This is a genomic window from Streptosporangium sandarakinum (genome assembly GCF_050942225.1).
GTDB lineage: Bacteria > Actinomycetota > Actinomycetes > Streptosporangiales > Streptosporangiaceae > Streptosporangium > Streptosporangium nondiastaticum.
The window spans coordinates 4,663,564-4,688,214 of sequence record NZ_CP192034.1 but is presented as its reverse complement, the minus strand read 5'-3'; the positions used below and the strand labels follow the sequence as shown (position 1 = coordinate 4,688,214).

Annotated in this window: 27 protein-coding genes; 13 read left to right on the top strand and 14 right to left on the bottom strand. The window is 73.9% G+C overall.

What is annotated here, in order from left to right:
- Nucleotides 1–21: 21 nt before the first annotated feature.
- Both secD and ACQP10_RS22095 read right to left on the bottom strand, forming a co-directional pair.
- The gene (gene secD, locus ACQP10_RS22100; RefSeq protein ID WP_433539627.1) at nucleotides 22–2,322 is read right to left on the bottom strand and encodes a protein translocase subunit SecD; all 2,301 of its coding nucleotides are present in this window, start codon (nucleotides 2,320–2,322) and stop codon (nucleotides 22–24) included.
- Between the two features lie 34 nt (nucleotides 2,323–2,356).
- Nucleotides 2,357–2,713: a hypothetical protein gene (locus ACQP10_RS22095; RefSeq protein WP_346022265.1), complete on the bottom strand. Its 357-nt coding sequence runs from the start codon at nucleotides 2,711–2,713 to the stop codon at nucleotides 2,357–2,359.
- A gap of 223 nt (nucleotides 2,714–2,936) precedes the next feature.
- On the opposite strand from ACQP10_RS22095, the gene ACQP10_RS22090 reads away from it, so the two are divergent.
- From ACQP10_RS22090 to ACQP10_RS22075, 4 genes are all read left to right on the top strand, one after another.
- Complete coding sequence (locus ACQP10_RS22090; protein ID WP_346022264.1) at nucleotides 2,937–3,326, top strand: hypothetical protein; 390 nt, start codon at nucleotides 2,937–2,939, stop codon at nucleotides 3,324–3,326.
- A 594-nt stretch (nucleotides 3,327–3,920) separates the two neighbouring features.
- Nucleotides 3,921–4,646, top strand: a complete 726-nt coding sequence (locus ACQP10_RS22085) for a rod shape-determining protein (protein WP_433539626.1) — start codon at nucleotides 3,921–3,923, stop codon at nucleotides 4,644–4,646.
- Between the two features lie 119 nt (nucleotides 4,647–4,765).
- Complete coding sequence (locus ACQP10_RS22080; RefSeq protein ID WP_433539625.1) at nucleotides 4,766–5,107, top strand: TraR/DksA family transcriptional regulator; 342 nt, start codon at nucleotides 4,766–4,768, stop codon at nucleotides 5,105–5,107.
- 209 nt (nucleotides 5,108–5,316) lie between these two features.
- A complete protein-coding gene (locus ACQP10_RS22075; RefSeq protein WP_346022262.1) occupies nucleotides 5,317–6,300 on the top strand; it encodes a helix-turn-helix transcriptional regulator in 984 nt (327 codons plus the stop codon).
- Nucleotides 6,301–6,423: 123 nt separating this feature from the next.
- Here the strand turns inward: ACQP10_RS22075 and ACQP10_RS22070 are convergent, their stop codons facing one another.
- The 3 genes from ACQP10_RS22070 to ACQP10_RS22060 all read right to left on the bottom strand — a co-directional run bounded on the left by ACQP10_RS22070 (nucleotide 6,424) and on the right by ACQP10_RS22060 (nucleotide 8,547).
- Complete coding sequence (locus tag ACQP10_RS22070; RefSeq protein WP_389998792.1) at nucleotides 6,424–6,963, bottom strand: DUF1062 domain-containing protein; 540 nt, start codon at nucleotides 6,961–6,963, stop codon at nucleotides 6,424–6,426.
- Nucleotides 6,964–7,283: 320 nt separating this feature from the next.
- On the bottom strand, nucleotides 7,284–7,892 hold the full coding sequence (locus ACQP10_RS22065; RefSeq protein ID WP_433539624.1) for an NAD(P)-dependent oxidoreductase: 609 nt from the start codon (nucleotides 7,890–7,892) through the stop codon (nucleotides 7,284–7,286).
- A gap of 112 nt (nucleotides 7,893–8,004) precedes the next feature.
- Complete coding sequence (locus ACQP10_RS22060) at nucleotides 8,005–8,547, bottom strand: anthrone oxygenase family protein (RefSeq protein ID WP_433539623.1); 543 nt, start codon at nucleotides 8,545–8,547, stop codon at nucleotides 8,005–8,007.
- A 284-nt stretch (nucleotides 8,548–8,831) separates the two neighbouring features.
- Between ACQP10_RS22060 and ACQP10_RS22055 the strand changes: the two genes are divergently transcribed.
- A complete protein-coding gene (locus ACQP10_RS22055; RefSeq protein WP_433539622.1) occupies nucleotides 8,832–9,785 on the top strand; it encodes a helix-turn-helix transcriptional regulator in 954 nt (317 codons plus the stop codon).
- Nucleotides 9,786–9,935: 150 nt separating this feature from the next.
- On the opposite strand, the gene ACQP10_RS22050 is transcribed toward ACQP10_RS22055, so the two are convergent.
- Genes ACQP10_RS22050 through ACQP10_RS22040 form a run of 3 tightly spaced genes read right to left on the bottom strand, consistent with a single transcriptional unit; the run spans nucleotide 9,936 to nucleotide 11,883 of the window.
- Complete coding sequence (locus tag ACQP10_RS22050) at nucleotides 9,936–10,595, bottom strand: response regulator transcription factor (RefSeq protein ID WP_346022257.1); 660 nt, start codon at nucleotides 10,593–10,595, stop codon at nucleotides 9,936–9,938.
- A complete protein-coding gene (locus ACQP10_RS22045; RefSeq protein WP_433539621.1) occupies nucleotides 10,592–11,746 on the bottom strand; it encodes a sensor histidine kinase in 1,155 nt (384 codons plus the stop codon). The genes ACQP10_RS22050 and ACQP10_RS22045 overlap by 4 nt, the downstream gene beginning before the upstream one ends.
- Nucleotides 11,743–11,883, bottom strand: coding sequence for a hypothetical protein (locus ACQP10_RS22040; RefSeq protein ID WP_433539620.1), 141 nt, complete (start codon nucleotides 11,881–11,883; stop codon nucleotides 11,743–11,745). Before ACQP10_RS22040 ends, ACQP10_RS22045 begins: the two co-directional genes overlap by 4 nt.
- A 392-nt stretch (nucleotides 11,884–12,275) precedes the next feature.
- Between ACQP10_RS22040 and ACQP10_RS22035 the strand changes: the two genes are divergently transcribed.
- Nucleotides 12,276–13,205, top strand: a complete 930-nt coding sequence (locus ACQP10_RS22035) for an alpha/beta fold hydrolase (RefSeq protein ID WP_433539619.1) — start codon at nucleotides 12,276–12,278, stop codon at nucleotides 13,203–13,205.
- Here ACQP10_RS22035 and ACQP10_RS22030 read toward each other — a convergent pair.
- The gene (locus ACQP10_RS22030) at nucleotides 13,177–14,208 is read right to left on the bottom strand and encodes an amidohydrolase family protein (RefSeq protein WP_389998770.1); all 1,032 of its coding nucleotides are present in this window, start codon (nucleotides 14,206–14,208) and stop codon (nucleotides 13,177–13,179) included. The genes ACQP10_RS22035 and ACQP10_RS22030 overlap by 29 nt on opposite strands.
- A 127-nt stretch (nucleotides 14,209–14,335) precedes the next feature.
- Between ACQP10_RS22030 and ACQP10_RS22025 the strand changes: the two genes are divergently transcribed.
- The 4 genes from ACQP10_RS22025 to ACQP10_RS22010 all read left to right on the top strand — a co-directional run bounded on the left by ACQP10_RS22025 (nucleotide 14,336) and on the right by ACQP10_RS22010 (nucleotide 17,290).
- Nucleotides 14,336–15,061, top strand: coding sequence for a TetR/AcrR family transcriptional regulator (locus tag ACQP10_RS22025; RefSeq protein WP_346022252.1), 726 nt, complete (start codon nucleotides 14,336–14,338; stop codon nucleotides 15,059–15,061).
- 172 nt (nucleotides 15,062–15,233) lie between these two features.
- Entirely contained in the window at nucleotides 15,234–15,815 is a 582-nt protein-coding gene (locus tag ACQP10_RS22020) for a DsbA family protein (RefSeq protein ID WP_179828577.1), read from the top strand.
- Nucleotides 15,816–15,914: 99 nt separating this feature from the next.
- The gene (locus ACQP10_RS22015; protein ID WP_433539618.1) at nucleotides 15,915–17,054 is read left to right on the top strand and encodes an anion permease; all 1,140 of its coding nucleotides are present in this window, start codon (nucleotides 15,915–15,917) and stop codon (nucleotides 17,052–17,054) included.
- Nucleotides 17,051–17,290, top strand: a complete 240-nt coding sequence (locus tag ACQP10_RS22010; RefSeq protein WP_433539617.1) for a hypothetical protein — start codon at nucleotides 17,051–17,053, stop codon at nucleotides 17,288–17,290. The genes ACQP10_RS22015 and ACQP10_RS22010 overlap by 4 nt, the downstream gene beginning before the upstream one ends.
- Nucleotides 17,291–17,337: 47 nt before the next feature.
- Here the strand turns inward: ACQP10_RS22010 and ACQP10_RS22005 are convergent, their stop codons facing one another.
- The 5 genes from ACQP10_RS22005 to ACQP10_RS21985 form a co-directional block, all read right to left on the bottom strand.
- Nucleotides 17,338–18,549 (bottom strand): cytochrome P450, encoded by a 1,212-nt coding sequence (locus tag ACQP10_RS22005; RefSeq protein ID WP_433539616.1) that lies wholly within the window; start codon nucleotides 18,547–18,549, stop codon nucleotides 17,338–17,340.
- Nucleotides 18,550–18,667: 118 nt separating this feature from the next.
- Nucleotides 18,668–19,528, bottom strand: coding sequence for a universal stress protein (locus ACQP10_RS22000; protein ID WP_346022247.1), 861 nt, complete (start codon nucleotides 19,526–19,528; stop codon nucleotides 18,668–18,670).
- A gap of 87 nt (nucleotides 19,529–19,615) precedes the next feature.
- Nucleotides 19,616–20,845 carry a cytochrome P450 gene (locus ACQP10_RS21995; protein WP_346022246.1) on the bottom strand — a complete coding sequence of 410 codons (1,230 nt, stop codon included), beginning with the start codon at nucleotides 20,843–20,845 and terminating at the stop codon, nucleotides 19,616–19,618.
- A gap of 133 nt (nucleotides 20,846–20,978) precedes the next feature.
- On the bottom strand, nucleotides 20,979–21,428 hold the full coding sequence (locus tag ACQP10_RS21990; RefSeq protein WP_346022245.1) for a pyridoxamine 5'-phosphate oxidase family protein: 450 nt from the start codon (nucleotides 21,426–21,428) through the stop codon (nucleotides 20,979–20,981).
- Nucleotides 21,429–21,480: 52 nt separating this feature from the next.
- Nucleotides 21,481–22,122: a response regulator transcription factor gene (locus ACQP10_RS21985; protein WP_179828590.1), complete on the bottom strand. Its 642-nt coding sequence runs from the start codon at nucleotides 22,120–22,122 to the stop codon at nucleotides 21,481–21,483.
- A 203-nt stretch (nucleotides 22,123–22,325) separates the two neighbouring features.
- Here ACQP10_RS21985 and ACQP10_RS21980 point away from each other — a divergent pair, with 203 nt between their 5' ends.
- The 3 genes from ACQP10_RS21980 (at nucleotide 22,326) to ACQP10_RS21970 (ending at nucleotide 24,514) form a co-directional block, all read left to right on the top strand.
- A complete protein-coding gene (locus tag ACQP10_RS21980) occupies nucleotides 22,326–22,916 on the top strand; it encodes an Rv1733c family protein (protein ID WP_346022244.1) in 591 nt (196 codons plus the stop codon).
- 101 nt (nucleotides 22,917–23,017) lie between these two features.
- A complete protein-coding gene (locus ACQP10_RS21975) occupies nucleotides 23,018–23,233 on the top strand; it encodes a DUF1918 domain-containing protein (RefSeq protein WP_179828595.1) in 216 nt (71 codons plus the stop codon).
- A gap of 144 nt (nucleotides 23,234–23,377) precedes the next feature.
- Nucleotides 23,378–24,514, top strand: coding sequence for a site-2 protease family protein (locus ACQP10_RS21970; protein ID WP_346022243.1), 1,137 nt, complete (start codon nucleotides 23,378–23,380; stop codon nucleotides 24,512–24,514).
- Nucleotides 24,515–24,651 lie beyond the last annotated feature (137 nt).

Genomic DNA, 24,651 nt, shown 5'->3' with positions numbered 1-24,651 from the left:
CGGCCGTTTCGGGTCTCCTGCCTACACCACGGCTCCGGTGCCCTCCCGGCGGGCGCGCGGCCGGGGCGCCTCGGGCGGCGGCTGCTCGTTGAGCCGTTCGAGCTCGATCGCCAGCGGGCCGGCCACGAACGACGAGGACGCCGTGCCGACCACGATGCCGATGATGAGCGCGAGGGCGAAGTCACGCAGGGTGTCGCCGCCGAAGACGGCCAGCGCGACGAGGATGAACAGGGCGCCGAGCCCGGTGTTGACCGTGCGGGGGACGGTCTGCAGGATCGCGGAGTTGACGACGTCGGCGAAGCGGTCCCGCCGCCGGGCCTGCCACAGCTCCCTGACCCGGTCGAAGACCACCACCTTGTCGTTGATGGAGTAGCCGACGACGGTGAGCATCGCGGCCAGGAAGACCCCGTCGATGGGCTTGCCCAGCCAGGCGAAGACGCCGACGACCGCGGCGGTGTCCACGGCGAGGGCGATGACGGCGGCGGTGCCGAACGTCCAGCGGAACCTGACCGCCAGGTACAGCAGCTGGGCCGCCAGCGCCACGGCGAGCGCGATGACCGCGTTGCGGCGCAGCTCCTCGCCCAGGCTGGGGCCGATGAGCTCGTCGCGCTGCTTGGTCACCTCGCCGGCGTCGCGGTCCAGCGCCCGCTCGATTCCGGCCACGTCGTCGGCGCTGATCTGGCCGGTGCGTACGGAGATCGTGGTGCCGGAGGTGTGCACGACCGCCGCCGGGTGCCCGGCCTCGGCCACGGCCTGCCGGGCCGTCTCGGTGTTCACCGGTGCGGCAGAGGTGAACTCGACGAGCCGGCCGCCGGTGAACTCGATGCCGAGGTTCAGGCCGTGCAGGAGCGGTCCGGTGACGGCGAGGACCAAAGCGGTGGCGGCCAGGGCCAGCCAGAGTCTGCCGCGGGCCATGAGGCGCGGTTCGCGGCGGGTGATCCAGGTCCGGACCCGGCCCTGGGTGGCCAGCCCGGACAGCCGGGGGCCGACCCTGCCGATGATCGGGTGGGCCAGGACGCGGGTGATGAGCATCGCCGAGATCAGCGAGGCCAGCACGCCGATGGCCAGGGTGACGCCGAAACCGCGCACCGGCCCGGAGGCCAGCCAGAACAGCAGCCCGGCGGCCAGCAGCGTGGTGATGTTGGAGTCGGCGATGGCGCTCCAGGCGTTCTTGAACCCCGCGTTCAGGGCCGCGCGCAGGCCGCGTCTCGGCGCGCGGGCGTACTCCTCGCGGGCCCGTTCGAACACCAGCACGTTGGCGTCGACCGCCATGCCGATGGCCAGCACGAATCCGGCCAGGCCGGGCAGTGTGAGCGTCGCGCCGAACGCCAGCAGCGCGGCGTAGGAGATGAGGCCGTAGGTGACGAGCGCGACGGCGGCCAGCAGCCCGGACAACCGGTAGACGGTGATGATGAACAGCGCGGTGAGCAGGACGCCGGCGATGGCCGCTTCGGCGCTGGCCTCGATGGCCTCGGCGCCGAGGGTGGGGCCGACGGTGCGCTGCTCGATCAGGGCGAGGGGGACGGGCAGGGCGCCGCCCTTGATGAGCACCGCCAGGTCCTGCGCCTGCTGGTGGGTGAAGGAGCCGGTGATCTGGGTGGACCCGCCCGCGATGCCGGTGCGGCAGGGCACGGTCGTGTCGACCTGGGGTGAGGAGATGATCTCCTTGTCCAGCACGATCGCGACGCGGCGCCGGTCGTCGCCCGGGTCGTGGCAGGCGGCCTCGCCGGTCAGCCGCTGCCAGGCGGCGGCGTCGCGGAAGTCGACGGTGACGAACCAGGCCGGTCCCTGCTGGAGGTCGTTGCGGGCGGCGGCGTCGCTCACCCCGTCCCCGGTGATCGTGGCGGGGCCGAGCCGCAGCCGCCGCCCGGACTCGTCGGCCAGGACCTGTCCGTCCCCGGCCGCCTCGGAGCCGGGGTCGGTGCTGGGACTGGGACTGGGACTGGCGCCGGGGCTGGGGTCGGGGTCGGCCTGGCCGAGCACCGGGTGGAAGGTGAGCTGCGCCGTCCTGCCGATGACCTGGGCGGCCTGGCGCGGGTCGAGCACGCCGGGCAGTTCGACGATGATCCGCCGCTCGCCGGAGCGGACCAGGGTGGGATCGACCACGCCGAGCGCGTCGGCGCGGCGGCGCAGCACGTCCAGGGCGCGGTCGGTGGCCTCGGAGTCGGCCTTGGCGGTGGGGGAGTCCCGGGTCTCGAAGACCAGCTGGGTGCCGCCACGCAGGTCCAGGCCCAGGCGTGGCGATTTGGTGACGGTGAGTAATACGGCGATGGCGACGATGACGAACGCCGCCACCGCGCGCCACAGGGGCGCACGTGACATGGAAGCCTCCACGGGCTGTCGGGGAAAAGAGACGTCAGCGCGTCGTGGAGGGCGGTGCGCGGGCCGGGGCCCGGCGCGGGCGCGGCAGCGGCGCCGCCGGAGCGGGGCCGGCCGCGATGCCGGCCGGCCGCAGGGTGCCGCCCGGCTCCCAGACGGGCGGCAGGACGGCAGGCCACGCCGGCGGGGCGGGCGTGCCACGGGCGGGGTGCAGGCGCGGCAGAACCGGGTCCGCCCCGGCGTGGACGGCCGGATCCGCCGCGGCATGGAGGGCCGGGCCGCTCCACCAGGCCACCGGCGCCGCGTCGGCGGGCCGGTGGGCGTCACCGGGAGGCGGCAGGAGAACGAACGCCGACAGCAACAGGAGCAGGACGGCGGGCAGTCTGCTGCGCACGTCTCCTCCTGGCCGACGGAAAGAAAAACGGAAAGAAAAAAGGGGGGTGTCGCGGCCACCGTACCCCGGCGCGTGCCCGCCCGCACCCACGGTCCACGCGGCGGCCTCCCCGGGCAGGAGGATTCGGCGGACCGTGCCCGCCCGCACCCCCGCGATGCACGCCGGAACGGAGCCGCAACGAATGGACATGCCTTTTCGCACCGTCTGGGCTATGGTCGGCCTCATGACCAGGCCACGGCGCAGCACAGCGGGCGGGTCCGTCGCGGCCGTCGCCGTGATGGGCCTGGTTCTGCTGTCCCTGCTGCTGTCCGGCTCGCCCGGCGCCTGGAACGGCGGGGAGCCCGCCCACCGGGCGGGGCAGTCGTCCGGCCCGGTGTGGGGCACGGGCACGTGGGACGACGCGCCCGCGAGCCTGCCGCCGCAGGCCGCCGGAGCCCGTGAGCACCACGTCCTGTCGCTGTGGCCGTCGCGCGGCGAGCGGCAGCAGGACGCCGCTCACCTGGCGCTGCTGCCGTCGCCGGGCCCGGACGCGGACCTGATCCGTGATCCGCAGCAGTTCGCGCACCGCATCGCGGGGTCGCGCAGCCCGCCGGCCCGGGTTTCCTCGATCTAGGTCCCGTCCCGCGGCTCTCCGCCGCGGCCGCCCGGACCGGTTCCGCCGGTCGCGGCCGCCGTCAGCCGCGGGCTCCGCCCCGAGGCCGCGCCCGCGGAACACGTCCGGGGCCGCGCCTTCGCCGTCTACGCCGCCTTCGCCGTCCTGCCCTGCGGGGCGCCGTACGGCCGGCGCGCGGCGCGGCGGAGAGCCACGGGACGGGACCTGGTCGCCGCCTTTCGTTCATCCGGTGTCCTCGGCCGCTCACGCCGCGGGGACCCGGCGCAGCGCGCGCCGGGCTCCTCGCCGCCTGCCGCGGGGCCGAGACGCCGCCGTGGCCCCCGCCTGTGAGCGGGGTGAGCCTGCTTTCGGGCACACGCTAGGAGCGATCACCGCCATGGCCGATGTCAGATCAGCCCACACCCATCCGCAGCACCGCGAACAGTCCCCGGCCCGGCCGGAGGAGGGCGGCGGGCTGCCGCACGACCGGCTCGCCACCGCCGTTCCGCGGTCCCGCGCGGCGGCGGGCCGGGAACCGGCGGACGCCCGCACCCCGGAGCTCACCGGCGGCGCCTCCGATGAGCCCCCGCCCGCCGGGGCTTCGTGGCGCTCGACGTGGGCACCGCACGCACCCGGTCGGTGTCGTCGGGCGGGTGCGCCATCGCCGACCGGCCGTCGGCGGTCGTCGGCCGGCCGTCCGGCGTCCCGGGCCCGGTGCGGCCCGTCCGGCACGGCGTGGTCGCCGACCCTGCGGCCTACCTGCGACTGGTCCGGCTGGTGCTGCTGGAGGCCCGCTGGTCGGGTGCCTGGCCGCCGGAGCGGGTGCTGACCGGCGTGCCGGTGGCGGCGACGCCGGACGACCGGCGGGTGGTCAGCGCCGCGGTCGCCGAGGTCGCCGGATGCGAGGCCACGCTGGTGGAGGGGCCGCTGGCCGCGGCCGTCGGCGCCGGGCTGGACGTCACCGGTCCCCGGCCGTGTCTGCTGCTGGACGTGGGGGCGGGTCTCGTCGAGGCCGTCGTCATCGACGGCGGTGTCATCACCGACGCCGCCGTCCTCCAGCTGAGCGCCACGACCGGCACCGGTCTGCCGCTCTACGCGCTGGACGGCGTCGTCGACATGACGGCCGGTCTGCTGCGGCGGCTGCCCGGCCGCCTGCGCTCGGCCGGCCTGGTCGTCACCGGCGGAGGCGCCCGGCAGGAACGACTGCTGGAGCGCCTGCGCGCCGCGCTGCGGGTGCCGGTCGGCGCGGCGCCCGAACCCGAGCACGCCACGATCCGCGGCCTGGTGGGCCTGTGCCCGCAGCCGGTCCCGGCGGCCCGGACCACCGCCCGCGGCCGCTGACGGCCTCGGCGTCCGTCGTCACCCTCCACGGCTCCTTCGAGCCTCTTCACCCTGATCATCACCGTCTGCGGCAGCTGGGCCGCTTCGGTGCCCGTTGTCACCAGGAAGGAACCCGTACCATGACCGACATCCGCCCGAAGCCCCACCTCAGCGGCATCCAGCTGCAGGCGCTCCGTCAGGACCTGCAGGAGCAGCTGGAACGGCGCACCCGTCAGCTGGTCGGCCTGCAGGCCGAGGCGGAGGACGGCACCGGCGCCGACGGCACCTGGCAGGAGCTGCTGGCCTCCATGACCGCCGCCGACCGCGCCGTCGCCGAGCTCACCCGGGCCCTGGAGCGGCTGGAGGACGGCGCCTACGGCCGCTGCGCCCACTGCGAGGCGGGCATCCCGTTCGAGCGGCTCAAGATCCGGCCGCTGGCCCGTTACTGCGTCGCCTGCCAGCGCCTGCACGAGGTCGCCTAGCGCGTGGGCCGGGCGGGGGCCGCGTGTGGCGGCCCCCACCCGGCGGCGCGGTGGTCCGGCGTGGCCGCCGGGACGGACCGGCACGGCCCGTGCCCCCGCGCCCGCCGTACACGCGGTGCGGGCGCCCGGCCGGGTCGCGGCCGGTCCGGGTCCGGTCCGGGCGGCCCGCACGGGGCTGCCGCGGGACGATGCTGCGGGACAATGGGGCCATGCGCGCGAGCCGTCTGCTGTCACTGTTGCTGCTTCTGCAGACCCGGGGACGGATGACGGCCACCGAGCTGGCCCGGGAGCTGGAGGTGTCGGTCCGCACCGTCTACCGGGACGTGGAGGCGCTGTCGTCGGCCGGGGTGCCGGTGTACTCCGACCGCGGCCCGGCCGGCGGCTACCGGCTGCTGGACGGTTACCGCACCCGCCTCAACGGCCTGACCGCCGAGGAGGCCTCTTCGCTGTTCCTGGCCGCGCTTCCCGGGCCCGCCACCCAGCTGGGGCTGGGGGAGGTGGCCGCCAACGCCGAGCTGAAGCTGCTGGCGGCGCTGCCGCCGGAGCCGCGTTCGCACGCCACCCGGATGCGTGAGCGCTTCCACCTGGACGTGCCCGGCTGGTACCGCGGCGCCGACGAGGCGCCCTTTCTGACGGAGGTCTCCGAGGCGGTGTGGGACCAGCGGCCGCTGCGGATGACCTACCGCCGCTGGGGGCCGCGCGACGTCGAGCGGGTGGCCGAGCCGTACGGGCTGGTCCTCAAGGGCGGGTCGTGGTACATGGTGGCCGCCGTCGGCGGGGGAGAGCCGCGCACCTACCGGGTGTCGCGGATCGTCAGCGCCGAGGTGCTCGGCGGGCGGTTCGAACGGCCCACCGGGTTCGACCTGGCCGCCTACTGGGAGCGCTACGCCGCCGACTTCCGCCGCCGGATGTACACCGCCGAGGCGGTGGTACGGGTGGCGCCGGGCATGGAGGGCCTGCTGCGCTACACCGTCGGCGACGACGCCGCCGATGTCGCGCTGGCCGGCGCGGGCGAGCCGGACGAGCGCGGCTGGGCGGTGGTGCGCCTGCCGATCGAGTCGGTCCGGCACGCCCGCTGGCTGCTGCTGCGCCTGGGCACCGACATCGAGGTGCTGGAGCCGCCGGAGCTGCGGGCCCTGATGGCCGAGACGGCCGCCGCGCTCGTCACCCTGTACGGCGAGGCGGGCGGCTGACCGGTCGCCCGCGCCGGTCACGGCCGTGACCGGCGCGGCGGCTCCGTGCGCCGGAGCCGCCGCTGGACGAGATGCGTTCCGCGCGGATGTTCAGGGGGATCGCGCGTCGCGGCTACGTCCCCGCTAGTCCCCGGCCATCACGGTGAAGGCGAACCCGGTGCTCGTCGGGCGGTGCAGCGGGACGTCGCACTTGATCCGGCGCAGCACCTCGCTCCTGCTGAGGCCGAGCCCGTGCGCGATGAGCCGCTCCGGGCGCACCGGCACCGGATCCGCGAAGACGACCTCCACCCGGACCGGCCACACCCCGCCGGGCCATGCCGGCGGGGCGTCCAGCCGCCAGGCCCCCCTCCAGTCCAGGGTGAAGCGGTTGCGCCGGGCGAGCAGCGGATCCAGCAGCCTGGAGGCCACCAGCTCCGGATCGTTGGCGTGGTAGCCGTCGAGCTCGGCCGGATCGAAGGATCTGACCGGCGCCCGATCGTGCACGGTGAGCTTGCTCGTCCGGCCGCAGGACACGCAGCGGACCAGCAGCCACACGTCCAGCAGCTTGCCGTTGGCGTTGACGCGGAACCTGCCCTCGCCGGTGGTGGCCGACTCCGACCGGCAGTCCACGCACCGCAACGACAGCAGAGGCAGCCTGGTCCGGCGGACGACCCAGGGCAGCACGATATGAGGTTGTGAAGACATGATCTCTCTAGACCTGACACGAGGCCGATTACGCGCGACCTCAAACGCTGTATGACCGGGCGCACGAGGGCAGCCCGGCGGAGCCGGCGGCGGCGCCGGCTTGAAGGTGAGCGGAAGAAGGTGTCAGGTCTAAAGAGCAGGCGGGGTCACGCGGTTCTGTCCTCTGTTCCTCACTGTGACGGGGCCGCAGGCACCCTACGGGGACGAGGAGGAGCCCTCAAACGGTTTTCCGAAGGCGCCGGCCGCCCGCCGTGTCGCTCGGGGAGGCGACGTCGCCCCCCGAGCCGGCGGTAAGGCGATCAGCGGCCGTGGACGTTGACGGCCATGCCGCTCAGGTGCCCCTCCTCGGCGATGTCCAGCAGGGTGCTCGCCGCGTCGGTCCGGGTCAGGGCGCGCGGCTTGGCGAGCGGTCCGCGGCGGATCGCGACCGCTCCGGTGGCGGGCCGGTCGGTGAGCCGGGTCAGCCGGACGATGGTCCAGTCCAGGTCGCTGGCGCTCACGGCCCGTTCCAGGTCGCGGGCGTCGGCGTAGGGGGTGGCCAGCAGGCGGTGCAGCAGCCACATGAGCAGGTAGGGCTTGCGGGCGACGATCGGGTAGGGGGTGGTGGTGATCAGCCGCCGGGCCCCCGTCCCGGTCATGGCCTGGATGATGGTGCGGGTGGCCTGGGCGGCGCGGTGCGGGTCGCGGCTGTCGCCGCCGTTGATGATGGAGATCACCGCGTCCGCGCCCGCCACGGCCGCGCGCATTCTCTCCGGGTCGCGGCCGTCTCCTTCGACGACGGCGTGCGGTCGTGCTCGCAGGGCGGCGGCGTCGCGGGTGAAGGCGGTGACCCGGTGGCCGCGGCGCAGCGCCTCGGTGAGGACGTGGCGGCCGGTGCGGCCGGTGGAGCCGATGAGGGTGAGGTTCACGGCTCCACCGTCCGGGTGATCGAATGGTAGCGGTCCACGATCGTGGCCGGGTCTTCGTGGCTGAAGGCCGGTTCGTGCGGCAGGCGGGTCAGGAATGCGTGGAAGTCGGGCATCAGGCCACCTCGAATGTGCTTGTCGTGGTCATGTCCTTGGGCTCGGGGCCGCGATCGTGCGGGGCGTGGTGGGTGGTGGGCCGATTGGTGATGGTGACGATCAGGATGGTCAGGATGAAAGCGGCCAACGCCGTCAGGGTGCGCAGGGTGTGGAACAGTTCCCATCGTTGGAAGACCTGGGCGTAGCCCTCCGGGATCGGGCCGGCGGCCCATTCCCGGAAACGCGCATGCAGCGGGATGTTGCCGAACACGGTGATCAGCAGTGATGTCAGCGTCAGCGCGCCGGCGCCGAGCGCCATCCGGCGGGTCCGGCCGCGGCCGGTGATCGCCAGGCCGAAGGTGGTGAGGACGGCCAGCGCCATCGCGCTCTGCATGACCGGCTCGTTGACCTTCATCATCGTGGTGTGGAAGGTCAGGCGCACATCCAGCGGAACGGCCCCGAACGTGGGGATCACGTTGGCCGCGCCGTATCCGAACGCGCCCGCGAGCAGGCCGGTGGCCAGCAGCGCCGCCCCGTGGATGTACCTGGCTGGGGTTCTCATGACCGGTAATCGTCGTCCGGCCGGGGTTCGGCCGCGTCCTGCCCGCGGAGTCATCCGCCCTACTCCTGCGCCCCGCTCCCGCCGGGATCGGCGGCCGGACGGGCTACGACGCCGGGGGTAGCCCGCGATACGCCTCTCGGTGGTCGCGTGATGTCCATCGCGGAGGGAGAGGGGCGGACATGTCGCTCCTGCCGGTTCCGGACGCTGCGCAGCGCCCGGCGGAGGAGAACGGTCGCCGGAGTAGAGGTCAGGATGTGGCCGCTACGTGCGGCACGATGGATTCCATGCCGAAGACCTCAGCGCGACTGCTGGCCTTGCTCTCGCTGCTCCAGACGCGCCGGGACTGGCCGGGGGCGTTGCTGGCCGAGCGGCTGGAGGTCAGCCCGCGCACCGTGCGCCGTGACATCGACCGGCTGCGGGAGCTCGGCTATCCCATCGCGACGTTCAAGGGACCCGACGGCGGGTACCGGCTGGACTCCGGCACGCGGCTGCCCCCGCTGCTGTTCGACGACGAGCAGGCCGTCGCCCTGGCCGTCGCGCTGCGGACCGCCGTCACCGGCGGCGCCGGCATCGAGGAGGCCGCGGCCCGCGCGTTGACCACCGTAGGGCAGGTCATGCCCGCGCGGCTGCGCCACCGGATCGACACCCTCCAGGTCACCGCCGTCGAGCGGCCCGAGTCCCGGCCGGCCCCGCAGGCCGGCCACGAACTGATCATGGTGCTCGGCGCCGCCGTCCACGCCCGCGAGGTGCTGCGCTTCGACTACGGTCCGCAGTCCTCGCCGCGGCGGGCGGAGCCCCACCACCTCGTCACGTGGGGCGGGCGCTGGTACCTCGTCGCCTGGGACCTCGACCGCGAGGACTGGCGCACCTTCCGTGCCGACCGGATCGTCCCGCGCCTCCCGGCCGGGCCCCGCTTCGCCCCGCGTGAGCTGCCCGGGGGAACGGTGACCGCCTTCGTGACCGGCAGGTTCCTGGGCGCGGACGGCTCCGGCGGCCGGCCCTGCCGCGGCGAGGTGATCCTCGGCCTGCCCGCTGCCGAGGTGTCCCCCTATGTCCGCGACGGGGTCGTCGAGGAGTTCGGTCCGGACCGCTGCCGGCTCGTCCTGGGCTCGTGGTCGTGGATCGGCCTGGCCTCCGCCGTCGGCAGGTTCGACGCCGACATCGAGGTCGTCGGCCCGGCCGAGCTCAAGGACGCCTTCGCGCGCCTGGCCCGCCGCTTCGCCGACGCCTCCGCGTAGTGCGGCCCGGTCCCGGGGCCGGCTCGCTCACCGTCCCCGAGGGGGCGTCGCCGTTCCGGCGAGCGGCGCACCTCGCGGACGGGGCGGCCGGACGGCCCGGCCCGGGAGCGGAACGGAAGAAGCGATGATCACCGCGCCGGGCCGTGCGTCTCAGGTCACCAGGCCCCTGCGGTAGGCGTAGACCACCGCCTGCACGCGGTCACGCAGGTCGAGCTTGGTGAGGATGCGCGACACGTACGTCTTGACGGTCTCCTGGCTGATCACCAGCGTCGCGGCGATCTCGCTGTTGGACCGGCCGTCGGCGATGAGGCGCAGCACCTCCAGCTCGCGCGGGGTCAGCGCGGTCTCGTCCGGCGTGGTCCGGGCGGGGCGGATCCGGGCCGCGTACCTGCCGACGAGCTGCCGCGTCACCTCGGGCGCCAGCAGCGCCGCGCCCGTCGCGACGGTGCGGATGCCGTGCAGGAGCTGCGCCGGCGGGGCGTCCTTGAGCAGGAACCCGCTCGCCCCCGCGCGCAGCGCCTCGTACACGTACTCGTCCAGGTTGAACGTCGTCACCACGAGCACCTTGATCGGGCTCTCGACCCCGGCGCCGGCCAGCAGGCGGGTGGCCTCGATGCCGTCGAGCACCGGCATCCGCACGTCCATCACCACGATGTCGGGGCTCAGCCTGCGGGCGAGGTCGACCGCGGCGCGGCCGTCACCGCATTCGCCCACCACCTCCAGGTCCGGCTGCGCGTCGATGATCGTGGCGAAGCCGGTGCGGATCAGCGCCTGGTCGTCGCAGACCAGGACCCGGATCGGCGCGCTCACGACGGGCTGCCCGCGGGGATGCGGGCCCGCACCACGAAGCCGCCACCCGCCTTCCGGTCGGCGCTGAACTCGCCGCCCAGGGCGTCCACCCGCTCGCGGAGCCCGGCCAGGCCCCGTCCGCTCCCGCCGGGGGAGACGGCCCTGGAGCCGGGACCGCCGGTGCTGACCTCCACGCTGATCTCCTTCTCGCTGTAGCGCACCCGGACCACGGTCGGGCTGCCGTGGGCGTATTTGAGGGCGTTCGTCAGGGCCTCCTGGACGACCCTATAGGTCACGAACTCGGCGCTGCCCGCCGATTCCGCGGGGCTGCCCTCCTCGGTGAACTCCACCGGCTGCCCGGCCTGGCGGGTCTGCTCCACGAGGGTGTGCAGCTCCCCGGCGGAGGGCATGCCGACGTCGGTGTCGTGATCGGCCTTGAGCAGGTCGAGCATGTGCCGCAGGTCGGTGATGGCCCGCCGGCCGGTGTCGGTGACGGCGCTCAGCGTCGCGTCGAGGCGGTCGGGGACGGCGGTCAGGTAGCGCGCGGCCTCGGCCTGCACGACCATCGCCGTCACGTGGTGCGTCACGACGTCGTGGAGCTCGCGGGCGATCCGGGTGCGTTCGGCGGCGCGGGTGGCCTCGGCGACGTGGCGGCGGTGCTCCGCCTCGGCGGCGCGGGTGGAGCGCAGCCAGGCCCCGATGCCCCACGCCAGGGCCAGGGCCAGGTAGAACACCACGTAACCCTCCACCTTCTCGGCCGCGCCGAGCCGGCTGAGCGTGAACGCCAGCTGCACGTACGCCAGGGAGAGGAGGGCCACGGTGACGCGCCGGTGGCGCTCCAGATGGGCGCTCGCGCTGATGAGCGCGATGGGCATCGCGTTGCTCGCCAGCACGTGGTAGGCGTGGAACTGGTCGAGGGCGAAGCCGAGCGACACCAGGGCCAGGCACACGGCCGGCCACCGCCGGCGCACGGCGAGCGGAAGGCACTCCAGGGCGATCACCACGAACGCCAGCGCGTCGAAGGGGCGGGTCGGCAGGTCGCCGACCTGCGTCCCCTTGCCGTGGAGTGCCGGCAGGAGCGAGGCGACGGCCAGCAGCAGCCCGAACGGCAGGTCCCGGACCACGATGTCGCACCGCCGCCACAGGTCCGTGGCCCGCCGTAGATCGATCATTGGGGGAGCGTAGCGGTCGCGCCCGTCGCGACGCCGAGGAGCAGGGTGAGAAGCGGGTTCCCCTGCACCGCGCCCACGATCGCGCCGCCGGCGAAGGCGGCCAGCGCGACGGAAACGAGCTGTTTCAACAACCGCATGACGATTTTCCTTACGTGGGGGCTCCGCGGCGGGGCGCCGCTACGCAGGGAAACGCTAGGAACTCGGCGGTCCGGAGTCGTCCCCGTGTGGTGGACATTCGCCGGTGGCTCTCACGGGGGACAGGCGCACCTGCGGCTCGCCGTACGGCGCCGCCGTGGATGACGTGCGCCTTCCGGCGGCGTCCGCACCGCGCGGCGGAGCGCGGCGATCACGATCCTCTCCGGCGGGCCGCCTTTGTCCCCCGTACGAGCTACCGGCGAATGTCCACCGCGCGGGGACGATCTCGGGCCGCCGGATCCCTAGCGTTACGACGCGGCCATGGCGCTCCGTCGCCTTCCACGACACCGCCGTGCGCCTCACCCCGGCGCCGACTCTCTCACTGGAGGACCTCATGCTCCGCAAGACCAGGACATCCGTTGCGGCCGCGCTGTGCTGCACCGTGCTCGGCGTGGGGGTCACCGGCTGCGGCGCGGACAAGTTGGACAAGTTGGATGAATGGGACCCCCTCGCCTCCGGCACGCGGACACCCACCGCCGCGCAGACGGCCGCCACCCCGATCTCCGGGACCGAGAAGATCACTGTCGCCGGCCGGTCGGTGAACGTGTCCTGCTCGGGCGACCCGGGGAAAGACGGTCCGGTCATCATCCTGATGCACGGGGCCGGCGACGGCCTGGACAAGCTGGCCGCCCTCCAGAAGACGCTGGGCGAGCGGAACCGGGTCTGTTCCTACGACCGGCTCGGCTCGGGCGCGAGCGACCAGCCGGAAGGCCCGCAGGACCTCGCCGGCACCGGCGAGATCCTGACCGGGGTGATCGGCCGCGTCGCCGGTGACCGCCCGGCCGTCCTGGCCGGGCACTCGCTGGGCGGGCTGATCGCCGCCAGGTACGCCCCCGACCACCAGGACAGGGTCAAGGGGCTGGTCCTGATGGACGCCACCCCCTCCACCATGCTGGACGACATCAAGAAGGCGATCCCCGAGTCCGCCGCCGGCCCGGCGGCCGAGCTGCGCGCACAGAACCTCGCGGTGTTCCAGGGACAGAACCCGGAGAAGCTCGTCATCCCCGACGGGAAGGTCCGTTCCGCCGGGGACATCCCGGTGGAGGTGATCCGGCACGGGCAGCCGTACCTCGCGGCCGTCCCCAAGTACGGGCCGCGCCTGGAGAAGGCATGGGCCGAAGGGCAGCGCAGGTGGCTCGCGCTGTCCAGCGCCGCCAAGCTCAGCACGGCCAAGGACAGCGGCCACTACATCTACGTCGACCAGCCCGATCTCGCCGTCCAGGCCATCGAGCGCGTCACCGAGCAGGCCGCACGCCGGCGGTGAGGCGTTCCCAGTTGCGGTGGGCGATGTCGGCCTTCTGGTCGTCGGTGAAGGGCGCCTCCTCCAGGAAGGAGCGGGCGGCGCCGCCGCTGGTGTCGACGTAGGGGAAGCCGCCGGGGCGGAAGCCGTAGGTGAAGGGGTAGTCGGTGGAGTACAGCATCCGGTCGGTGCCCATGACCTCGGCGGTCCAGCGCAGGTAGCGGGGGCTGTTGGTGCCGCTGCCGGCGACCCAGAAGTTCTGCCTGAAGTAGTCGGCGAGCGGCCGCTGAAGGCCGCCGGCCCCGGCGAAGAATCCGGTGTGGTCGAGGTAGAACATGACGACCTCGCCCCAGTGCCCGGCGATCACCTGCAGGCCGGGGAACCGGTCGAAGACACCTGAGAAGATCATGCGCAGGTACTGCACGCCCAGGTCGTAGTACCAGCCGATCGCCGCCCCGGCCAGCGGCGTGCCGATCGGGCCGATGCCGGAGTAGTAGGCGTCGATCACCGGCTGGACCGGCGTCTGCGGGTGGAAGTGCAGTGGCACGCCAAGCCGCTCGGCGGTGGCGTACAGCTCGTCGTTGTCCGGGTGGTCGGCCAGTTTGTCCCCGGTGCGGCCGTACAGCATGGCGCCGGGGAAGCCGAGCTGGCACACGGCGCGCTCCAGCTCGGCCGCGGCGGCGGCCGGCGTCCGGGTGGGGATCGCGGCGAACGCCTGGTAGCGGTCGGGGTGCGAGGCGACGATCTCCGCGAGCTGGTCGTTGGCCTCACGGGCCACCGCGACGGCGTCGGCCTCCGGCAGGTCCTGCACGCCCGGCGACGACAGGGACAGCACGGCGACGTCGATGCCCTGGTCGTCCATGTGGGCCAGCCGCTGTTCACCGACCTCGCGCAGGTTCCTGGCGATCGGGCCGTCGCCGAAGCCGCGGGCGGGGATCCGCGGTGATCCGGCCCGCTGGTACGCCTCGTAGACGGCGGGTACGACGACGGTCTCTTCCACCCCGACGATCCGCAGGCGATCGGCCATGGTGACGCTCCTTGCACTGATGTTTCCGATGGAAAGGAAAATATGTTATCACTGTTAATAACATCATTAACGAAAGACTGTTAACAATGGTAACGTGCCGATACTCGAGTGGCGTTATCATCGATACATGCCGGCTGACCAGAACCGCGTGGGGCTTGGCGCAGAGCCCGGCGCCACAACGCGTGAGCAGACCCGCCGCCGGGTCATCGACGTCGCGATCGATCTGCTGGAGCGCGGGGGCCGCGACGCGATCACCACCCGCGCGGTCGCCGACGCCGCCGGACTGCAGCCACCCGCCCTGTACCGGCTGTTCGGCGACAAGGAGGGGCTGCTCGACGCCGTGGCCGAACACGGCTTCACCCGGTTCCTGGCCGCCAAGCACATTGACCCCGACCCGCAGGATCCGATCAGGGAACTGCGCGCCGGCTGGGACACCGCGGTCGAGTTCGGACTGGCCAACCCCGCGCTGTACGCGCTGATGTACGGCGAGCCCGCCAGGTCCACCACCGCTTTCCGGATCGGTCTCGAACTCCTCATGGACCGCATCCGCCGCCTGGCCGTCGCGGGCCGGCTGCGCGTCAGGGAGGACCTCGCGGCCCAGATCATCCACGCCACCGCACGGGGCGCCGTCCTGACCTGGCTGTCCCTGCCCGAGCCCCAGCGCGACCCCGCCCTCCTCCTCGCGCTGCGCGAAGCGATGATCGCCGCCGTCACCAGCGAGGAACCGGCCGTGCGGGAACAGGGCCCGGTCGGCGCCGCCCGCGCCCTGCGCGCCGCGCTGCCCGACCAGAACGTCCTGAGCCACGCCGAACGGCGACTGCTCGCGGAATGGCTGGATCGGCTGTCCGCATAGCCGCCTCCGCGAACGGACGGGGAGCACGGCGCGGGGGCGGTCCGGTCCGGGGGCGCGCGGGTGCGCGCCGGTGGTCCGGCCGTCACCGGGGGCGGGGACCGGGGGATGGGTAGGAACGGGGTAGGCCGCGGGGTGCGGGGCGTCGGCCGTTCGGGGGAGCGCGGGGGGCGTGATGGCGGGTTGGCCGGATGGGGTGGCGCGGCCGGAGCGGGTGCCGGCGGGGGCGTCGGCCGACGGGGCGGGGATCGTGGTGGGGGCGGGGCCGGTGACGGTGGACGTCTACGTCGATTTCCTGTGCCCGTTCTGCCGGAGGTTCGAGGAGTCCGCGGGGCCGACGCTGGAACGGCTGACGGCCGACGGGGCGGTCAGCGTGGTGTATCACCCGATGGGTTTCCTGGACTGGCTGTCGCCGGATCGGTACTCGTCGCGCGCGGCGGCGGCCTCGGGGTGCGCGGCGGACGCGGGGAGGTTCACCGAGTACGCGCGGATGCTTTTCAGGTGGCAGCCGGCGGAGGGCGGGCCGGGGCTGTCGGATGAGGAGCTGGTGGAGGCGGGCGGGGCGGCCGGTGTGGTGGACGGGTCGTTCGGCGAGTGTGTGCGGGCGGGGGTCCACCTGGGATGGGTGGGGTTCGTGACGGCGATGGCGGGCCGGGCGGGGGTGGAGGCGACGCCGTCGGTGCTGGTGGAGGGGCTGGGGGTGTCGGCCGATACGGCGTCGATCGTGGGGGCGGTGCTGGAGGCGGGCCGGGGGTGAGGCGGCGGCCGGGGCCGCCGCTCCACCTCACACCCGACTTTTAGGGTTTCTTACTGTTTTTACGGGTTACCCAGGCTTTTTGGTGTTCAGGGGTCTGGCATGGACACGGGGCCTTTGCTGCTGACGGTGGTGGTGGCCGCGGCATTGGTCTTCGCCTTCACCAACGGGTTCCACGACGCGGCGAACGCGGTGGCGACGTCGGTGGCGACGGGGGCGTTGCGGCCGTACGCGGCGGTGGGGCTGTCGGCGGTGCTGAACTTCGCCGGGGCCTTCCTGTCGTTGAAGGTCGCGGCGACGGTGGCCGAGGGGATCGTGGACAGCAGGGTGATCACGTTGCCGGTCGTCTTCGCGGGGCTGATGGGCGGCATGCTGTGGAATCTGGTGACGTGGTATCTGGGGATGCCGTCGAGTTCTTCGCACGCGCTGGTCGGCGGGCTGGTGGGGACGGCGTTCGTGGCGGTGGGGGCGTCGGCCGTCAAGGGGATGGGGGTGGTGTCGGTGGTGCTGCTGCCGGCGCTGTTGTCTCCGGTGGCGGCGGCGCTGGTGGCGGGTGCCGGGTCGTGGGTGGTGCGGTGGGTGACGCGGGGCGTGCCGGCGGGGATGCGGGAACGGGGTTTCCGGGCGGGGCAGATCGGTTCGGCGTCGCTGGTGGCGCTGGCGCACGGGGCGAACGACGCGCAGAAGACGATGGGTGTGATCATGCTGGCGCTGGTCACCGGGGACGCGGTGGGCGCGGGTGAGGCTCCCGCGGGGTGGGTGGTGGTGAGCAGCGCGGCGGCGATGGCGGCGGGGACCTTCTTCGGGGGGTGGCGGATCATCCGTACGGTGGGCTGGGGGCTGGTGCGGATCCGGGGCGCGGAGGGGTTCACGGCGGAGAGCGGGACGGCGGCGTTGGTCCTGGTGGCGTCGGATTCGGGGTTTCCGTTGTCGACGACGCAGGTGTGCTGCGGTTCGGTGGTGGGGGCGGGGATCCACCAGGGGGTGTCGAGGGTGCGCTGGCGGGTGGTCGCGGAGCTGGCGGGGGTGTGGCTGGTGACGTTGCCGGGCGCGGCGGCGCTGGGGGCGCTGGTGTGGTGGGGGGCGCGATGGGTCGGCGGGATACAGGGCGTGGGGTTGATGTTCGTCCTGGCTCTGGTGGCGGCCTTCTGGTTCTACGTGGCGGCCGATCTGCGGCCGGTGAACGCCTCCAACGTCAACGCCGAGCGGGTGGGACGCCGGATGAAGTGGGAGGAGGCGTGACGGTGTTCGACGGTGAGATGAGGGAGTTCCTGCGGGTGGTGCTGGTGGCGTTCGCCGGCGGGGTGGGGTGGGTGACGGTGTACGCGCTGGGCCTGGTGGGCGTCTCGGCGGCGCGGCGGGGCGGAGGACGCCGGGCGGTGGGATGGGTGCTCGCGGTGGTGTGCTTCCTGGTGGCGGTGACCGGGGTGGTGGTGGGACTGCGGCTGATGCTGGCCGGGCGCAGGGGCCTGGAGTGAGGGCGCGCCCGCCGGCGCCGATGCGGGCGGTGGCGCCGGCGTGGACGTCACCCGGTGGTCCCCTCCCAGGTGACGGGGAGGTGGTCGACCCCGTAGATGGCCGTGTGGGCGCGGATGGGGATGCTGCGGGGCGGTACGGCGAGGCGGAGGGAGGGCAGGCGGCGTAGCAGGGCGGGGTAGGCGACGGCGAGTTCGGTGCGGGCCAGGTGCTGGCCGAGGCATTGGTGGATGCCGTGGCCGAAGGCGAGGTGGCCGGTGGGCGGCCGGGTGACGTCGAGGGTGTCGGGGTCGGGGAGGTGGCGGGGGTCGCGGTTGGCGGCGGCCAGGGCGAGGGTGACGCACTGGCCGGCGGTGATGTGGTGACCGTCGATGTCGGTGTCGCGGGTGGCGGCGCGGACGGGGCCGAGATGGACGATGGTGAGGTAGCGCAGGAGTTCCTCGACGGCGGTGTGGGTGGCGGCCGGGTCGTCGCGGACGGTGGCGAGCTGGGCGGGGTTGGCCAGGAGCGCGAAGGTGCCGAGGGCGATCATGTTGGCGGTGGTCTCGTGGCCGGCGACGAGCAGGAGCACGGAGATGTTGGTGATCTCTTCGTGGGTGAGGCCGGCGTCGCGGGTCATGTCGGTGATGAGGTCGTCCGCGGGGTGGGTGTGCTTGTGGTGGGTGAGGTCGCGGAGATAGGCGGTGAGGTCGTCGAGGGCGGCGTCGGCCTGCTGGGGGGTCGAGGCGAGGCTGAGGAGGGTGCGGGAGTCGCGCTGGAAGCGGGCGCGGTCGGCGTAGGGGACGCCGAGGAGCTCGCAGATCACCAGGGAGGGGACGGGCAGGGCGTAGGCGGGGACGAGGTCCGCGGGCGGGCCGTGGTGGCACATGGCGTCGAGGTGGCTGGTGGTGATGGCCTCGATGCGGGGGCGCAGGGCTTTCATGCGGCGGACGGTGAAGTGGCCGATGAGGCGGCGGCGGTAGCGGGTGTGCTCGGGCGGGTCGGCCTGGAGGAAGAAGCCGGGGCGGTGTTGCCTTCGGCGCTGGGTGGAGTAGGGGTCGACGGGCAGGTGGAGGTGTTCGGGGCGGTTGCTGAAGTGCGGGTGGGTGAGGATGGCGCGGATGACGGCGGGGTCGGTGGCGAGCCATCCCTGGTGGCCGTCGGCGTAGGTGAGGGGGCGGATGGGGGTCTGGCGGGCCCAGTGCAGGAGCCGGGGCGGGGGGTCGAAGTGGTTGGGGCGGATGGTGGGGAGGGTGTCGGGGCGTGGTGTGGCGTGGGTCATGGGCCCGGGTCTCCTCGTGGTCGGGTGCCGCGGCGGCGGTTGGTGAGGAGTGTTTCCGGGGGTGGGGTGGCGGCACGCCGGGTTGGTGGTTCTTTGTGGGGTGTTGAGGGTTTTCGGGTCAGGGGGTGGGGTGGCGGATGACGGCGACGGGGGCGTGGGAGCGGTGCAGGAGGATGGAGGCGGTGGGGCCGAGGCCGGTGACGCGGCGGGCGGTGGCGCCGGCGACGACGAGTTCGGCGTCGTGGGAGGCGTCGATGAGGGCCTTGGCGGGATGGGTGTGCAGGGTGTGCTCGGTGAGGGTGACGCCGGGGAACCTCTCCCGCCAGCCGGCGATGGCCTCGGCGAGCAGGAGGGCTTCCTCCTGGCCGACGGCGTCGATGTCGTAGACGAGGGGCTGGGGCCGCCCGGGGGTGGCGTGGGGATGGGTCCAGGCGTGTACGGCGCGCAGGGGGAGCTCGCGGAGCAGGGCTTCTTCGAAGGCGAATTCCAGGACGGGTTCCTGGCCGGGTTTTCCGGTGGCGCCGACGACGATGTGGGTGGGCCGGCCGGGGGGCGGGGGGCCGACGACGACGAGGGGGCAGGGGCACCGGGTGGCGAGGTCGCGGCTGACGGAGCCGAGGAGGAGCCCGGCGAAGCCGCCGCGGCCGCGGGTGCCGACGGCGAGGAGTTGGGCGTGGCGGGCGGCGTCGGCGAGGGCGTCGGCCGCGGGGCCGTCGGCGATGTCGGTGGTGACGTGCTGGACGTCGGTGCCGGTCTGGGCGCGTTCGGCGGCCTGGCGCAGGAGCTCCCAGGCGGTGGCTTCGGCGGCCGCTCCCCAGTGGTGGGGCTGGGGGACGAGGGGGACGTTGCCGGCCCAGCGGAGGGCGGTGTGGACGATGAGCAGGGGCGCCTTTCTGAGGGCGGCCTCCTGGGCGGCCCACATGACGGCTCGCAGCGAGGGGGCTGAGCCGTCGGCGCCGGCGATGACGGGTCGTGTCATGGTCCCTCCCGGCCGTGGGGGTTCGTCTTCCAGGGTGGGCGGCCGGGGGCGGGCGGGGGTAGGGGCGAAAGTCCCCGGGTGGGGCCGTCAGGCGGCGGGACGGGCGTTGGCCAGGAGATAGCCGCTGGCGGGGCGGGTGGGGATGCGGCGCAGGCTGATGGTGAGGTCCTGGTCGGGCAGGTCGTGGTCGAGGCGGGCCAGGCGGGTGGTGAGGGTCCGCAGGAGGGTGAGGGTGATGGCCTCGCCGGGGCAGCGGTGGCCGGTGCGGGGGTCGCCGCCGCCCTGGGGGATGAGGTCGAACTCGCCGGTGGGGCGGTCGAGGAAGCGGCCGGGGTCGAAGGTGTGGGGGTCGGGCCACAGGCGGGGGTCGTGGTTGTGGCCGTAGATGTCGAGCAGGACGAGGGAGCCCTCGGGGATGCGGTGGTCTTCCCAGGTGAGGTCGGTGACGGCTTTGCCGCCGACGAAGGGGGCGAAGGGGTAGAAGCGGCGGGTCTCCTGGGCGAAGGCGTGGGTGCGGGCTTCGTCGCCGGTGCGCAGGGCGGCCCGGTGGTGGGGGTGGCGGTGCAGGGCGTGGGCGGCGAAGGTGACGTACCAGGTGACGGCGACGGTGGGACGGATGAGGTTGAGGAGTTCGACGGCGGCGAGGCGGTCGTCGAGAGGGTGACCGTCGGCGTCGCGGTGGGTGACGACGGCTGCCAGAGGGGTACCGGGCGGCGCCGCGGGGGCGTCGCCGGTGCGGGTGTCGTGGATGAGGCGGGCCAGCCGGTTCTCCAGGCGGATCCGGGCGGCGCGGGCCCTCCAGTGGCGGGGGCCGAGGGTGGCGAAGCCGTCGACGAGGGCGAGGAGGTCACGGGCGGTGGCGGGGACGTCCGCGTCGTCGAGGGGGACGCCGGCCCAGCGGCAGGCGGCGCGGGTGAGGATGCGGCCGACCTCGTCGAAGAGGGTGACGGGTCGCGGGCCGTTCCAGGCGGCGGCGGTCTTGTCCCACGCGGCGGCGGCGTGGTCGTCGAGGCGGGCGATGCCGTCGTCGGTCATGAGGGAGGTGAACATGGCCTTGCGGACGCGGTGGGCGGCGGCGTCGAGGGTGTGGACGGCTCCGTGGCCGAAGAGGGTGCTCTTGATGGGTTCGGGCAGGGCGGTGTGGCGGCGGATGTGGTTCTCGTCGTAGAAGAAGCGGGCGGCGTCGGGCCCGTGGACGGCGGTGGCGCGGTGGCCCATGAGGCGGGTGACGACGGTGGAACCGTGGGTGCGGCGGCGTTCGGGCAGCCAGGCGTAGCCCTCGGTGAGCAGGGGCAGGGTGTGGTCGGAAAGCGGCATGGTGCGGGTCTGCCCGGGGCCGTGGACGGCAAACGGCGGGCGCCGCGGGCACGGGGGCCGGCCGGGCCGGGCGAGGGGGGCGGACCGCGAAAGGGAGGGTGGGCCCGGTGGCCACCGGGGCGCGGGGTGTTCTTCAGCGGTGGAGGCGGCGGCCCGAGAGTTGCTCGGCGGTGACGATGATGTAGTGGTCACGCTGGCCGGGCGCCCACGGGGTGAGGGGCAGGGCGGCCAGGCGGCTGATCTCGTCGGGGTCGCTGGCGGCGCGGGCACGGCCGACGGCGGTGACGGACCAGCCGGTGCGGGTACGGAGGTCGAAGTCGTCGGCTTCGAAGGCGACGACGGCGTGGCGGGTGGCGGCGGCGAGTTTGGAACCGGCGTTGGTGCGGATGACGATGTCGCCGTGGTGGAGGCAGAAGTTGACGGGCTGGACGGCGGGCAGGGCGCGGTCGGTGAAGACGATCCGGCCGATGGGAGCGGTCGACAGCAGTCGCATGCACTCCTGGCGGGAGAGCACGTGCAGGCCGGCGGAATCGACTTTCAGGCCGGCGGGATCGCCTTTCAGGCCGGCGGAATCGACTTTCATGTGGTCCAGGGTGCCGATCGTCTTCGGGGTCGGGTAAGGGGCGAAGGTCCTGTCATTCGTGATGGTCGGCCTTGAGACGGGCGGCGAGCGCGGCCGCCTGGGTGCGGCGCTGCATGTTGAGCTTGGCCAGCAGGTTGGAGACGTAGTTCTTGACGGTCTTCTCGGCGAGGTAGAGGCGCTCGCCGATCTGGCGGTTGGTCATTCCCTCGCCGATGAGTTCGAGGATGTGGCGCTCCTGGTCGGACAGGGCGGCGAGGGGGTCCTTGCGGGCGGCCTGATCGCGCAGGCGGGCGAGCATGGAGGCGGTGGTCTGGGGGTCCAGGAGGGACTGCCCGGCGGCGACGGTGCGGACGGCGCCGACGAGGTCGGAACCGTGGATCTGCTTGAGGACGTATCCGGCGGCGCCGGCCATGACGGCGGTGAAGAGGGCCTCGTCGTCGGCGAAGGAGGTGAGCATCAGGCAGGCCAGGTCGGGCATCTTGGAGCGGACCTCGCGGCAGACGTCGATGCCGCTGCCGTCGGGCAGGCGGACGTCGAGGACGGCGACGTCGGGCTTGAGGGCGGGGATGCGGGCGATGGCGGACTCGGCTGTTCCGGCTTCGCCGATCACGTCGATGTCGCCTTCGGACTCGAGCAGGGCGGCGACGCCCCGGCGCACGACTTCGTGGTCGTCTACAAGGAACACGCGAATCATAGGTGCACGGTAGCGGCCGGGCGGCGGCGGTGGTAGGGACGAAGGTCCCAGGTTGGGCGTGGCCGGGGCGAGGGTTGGTCTGGGAGGTCTAAGGTCCCGGGCGGGGGCGTCAAAAGACCCTGGCAGGTGGGGTGTGGCGCACCGAACGCTGGAAATGTGCCGAATGCTGGGGATTGTGGATGTCGGCCGCGGGAGGTGGCCCGATGCGCTGCGTTACTCGGTGGGCGAGGTGCCGCCTGAACCTGCACCGGTTCGACGGCAATCCGCTGCGCAGGGGTTCGGACCGGCTGGAGACGGTGGCGCTGCTGGTGGCTGCCGTGCTGTTCGTGGCGTGCCTGTGGCCGGCGATGGCGCTGGGGCGACAGGTGTACGCCGGGGGGTTGCGGGCGGAGCTGACCGGGCCGGGTCACCGGGTGCCGGTGACCGCGCAGGTGGTGGACGCGCCGAAGGCGCCGGAGACGGGTCCGCAGTGGCGGGTGCGGACGGTGCGCTGGAGCACGGCCGAGGGGGCGGTGCGCACCGCGAAGGTGACGCTGCCGCCGGATACGGGGGCCGGGACGCACACCCGGGTGTGGCTGGACACCTCGGGCAGGCCGACGTCGGCGCCGCAGAGTCACGTCAAGACGGTCCTGGACACCGTGTTCGCGGTGGTGACCCTGATCGGGTGGGCGGCTGCGCTGCTGCTGCTGGGCGTCGCGGGACTGCGGGGGCTGCTGAACCGGCACCGGGCGGCCGAGTGGGAGCGGGCGTGGGCGCTGGCCGACCAGCGCTGGCGCCGCAGGCGGCAGGCGTGAGGCGCCGGGCCGGCCGTGGTTCTTCCCGGCCGCCGGGCCGGGATCTGTGAGAAGGGGGATCGCCCCCTTTTTTCAGGGGGCGCGAGCGGAAAGGACGTGTGATGAAGGCACAGGTGGGGGACCGGCTCATCGTCGAGGGCGCCCATACGGGTGAGGGACGACGGATCGGTGTGATCGTGGAGTTGCGTCATCCCGGCGGGGAGCCGCCGTACGTGGTGCGCTGGGAGGGAGCCGAGCACGAGAGCCTGGTGTTCCCCGGCCCGGACGCGCATGTGGAGGCCGGGCGGGGACGCGAGGCCGCGCTGCCGGCGCCGTGACCGGTCCACCGGCCGGCGCCGCCCCTCACCCGCGGGAAAAGGGGCGGCGCCGGCCGGTGGAGGTGCCGGGGGCGACGAAGGTCCCGGCGGGTGTGGGGCGAAGGCCTCTGGACCGCGGGCGCGGTGGCGGTTCACGCTTGAGGGGTGAATCCGACGCTGCGTCTGGGACGCGTGGCGGGGGTCCCGGTGGGGGCCCACTGGTCCGCGCTGCTGATCGTCGCGCTGATCGCGGTGATCCTGGGTACGGCGGTGCTGCCCGTCTCGGCGCCGGGACTGGCGCCGCAGCTGTACTGGGTGGCCGCCGCGGTGACGTCGCCGGTGTTCTTCGCCTCACTGCTGGCGCACGAGCTGGCGCACGCCCTGGTGGCCCGGCGGGCGGGGGTGAGCGTGAAGTCGATCACGCTGTGGCTGCTGGGCGGGGTGACGGAGTTCGACGGCGAGGTGGGCTCGCCGCGGGCGGAGCTGCGCATCAGCCTGGCGGGGCCGGTGACGAGCGCGCTGGTCGCGGGGGCCGCGCTGGCGGTGGCGGCGGCGGCGCGGGGGGTGCCGGTGGTGTGGTCGGCGCTGGTGTGGCTGGCCACGGTCAACGGGGTGCTGGCGGTGTTCAACATGCTGCCGGGTGCGCCGCTGGACGGCGGCAGGGTGCTGCACGCGGTGCTGTGGTGGCGCTGCGGGGACCGGGAACGGGCCGACCGGGTGGCGGCGCGGGCCGGGCAGTCACTGGGCATGGCGCTGATCGCCGCGGGAGTGGTGCAGACGCTGGTGTGGTCGCCGATGGGCGGGCTGTGGACGGCGCTGGTCGGCTGGTTCCTGTCCGGCAGCGCCCGCAGCGAGGGCCTGGCCCGCTCGGCGCAGTCGGGGCTTGAGGGCTTGAGCGTGCGGGAGGTGATGACCTCCGGGGTGGACCAGGCGCCGGCGTGGCTGGAGGTGGGCGCCTTCGCCGAAACGGTGGCGCTGCGGTCGGCGCAGAGCGTCTTCCCGGTGGTGGACTTCTCCGGCGCGCCGGTCGGCACGGTGTCGCTGGCGGCGTTGTGCGCGGTGCCGGCGGAGCGGCGCGGCGAGGTGCGCGTCTCGCAGATCATGCGGCCGCTGCCGGCCGGGCGGGTGCTGCAGGCGCAGGATCCGGCGGTGGGCGTGCTGTCGGGCGGTGGCGGGGAGGTGGCCGCGGTGGTGTGCGAGGGCGGGCGGGTGGTCGGCATGGTCACCGCGGCGGACGTGGCCAGGATCATGCTGCAGGCGTCGCTGCGCGCCACGGCGGGCGCGCAGCGCCACGACGCCTAACGTTTCGGCGTCGCGCGGCCCGGAACGGACGACGGGGCGGGGGCCGTGGCGGGGCGGTGGCGGTGCCGAGGCGACGGGCGCGTCGCGGACGGCGACCGCGACGACGTGGTCGCCGTCGGCACCGGAGTGTTCGACGG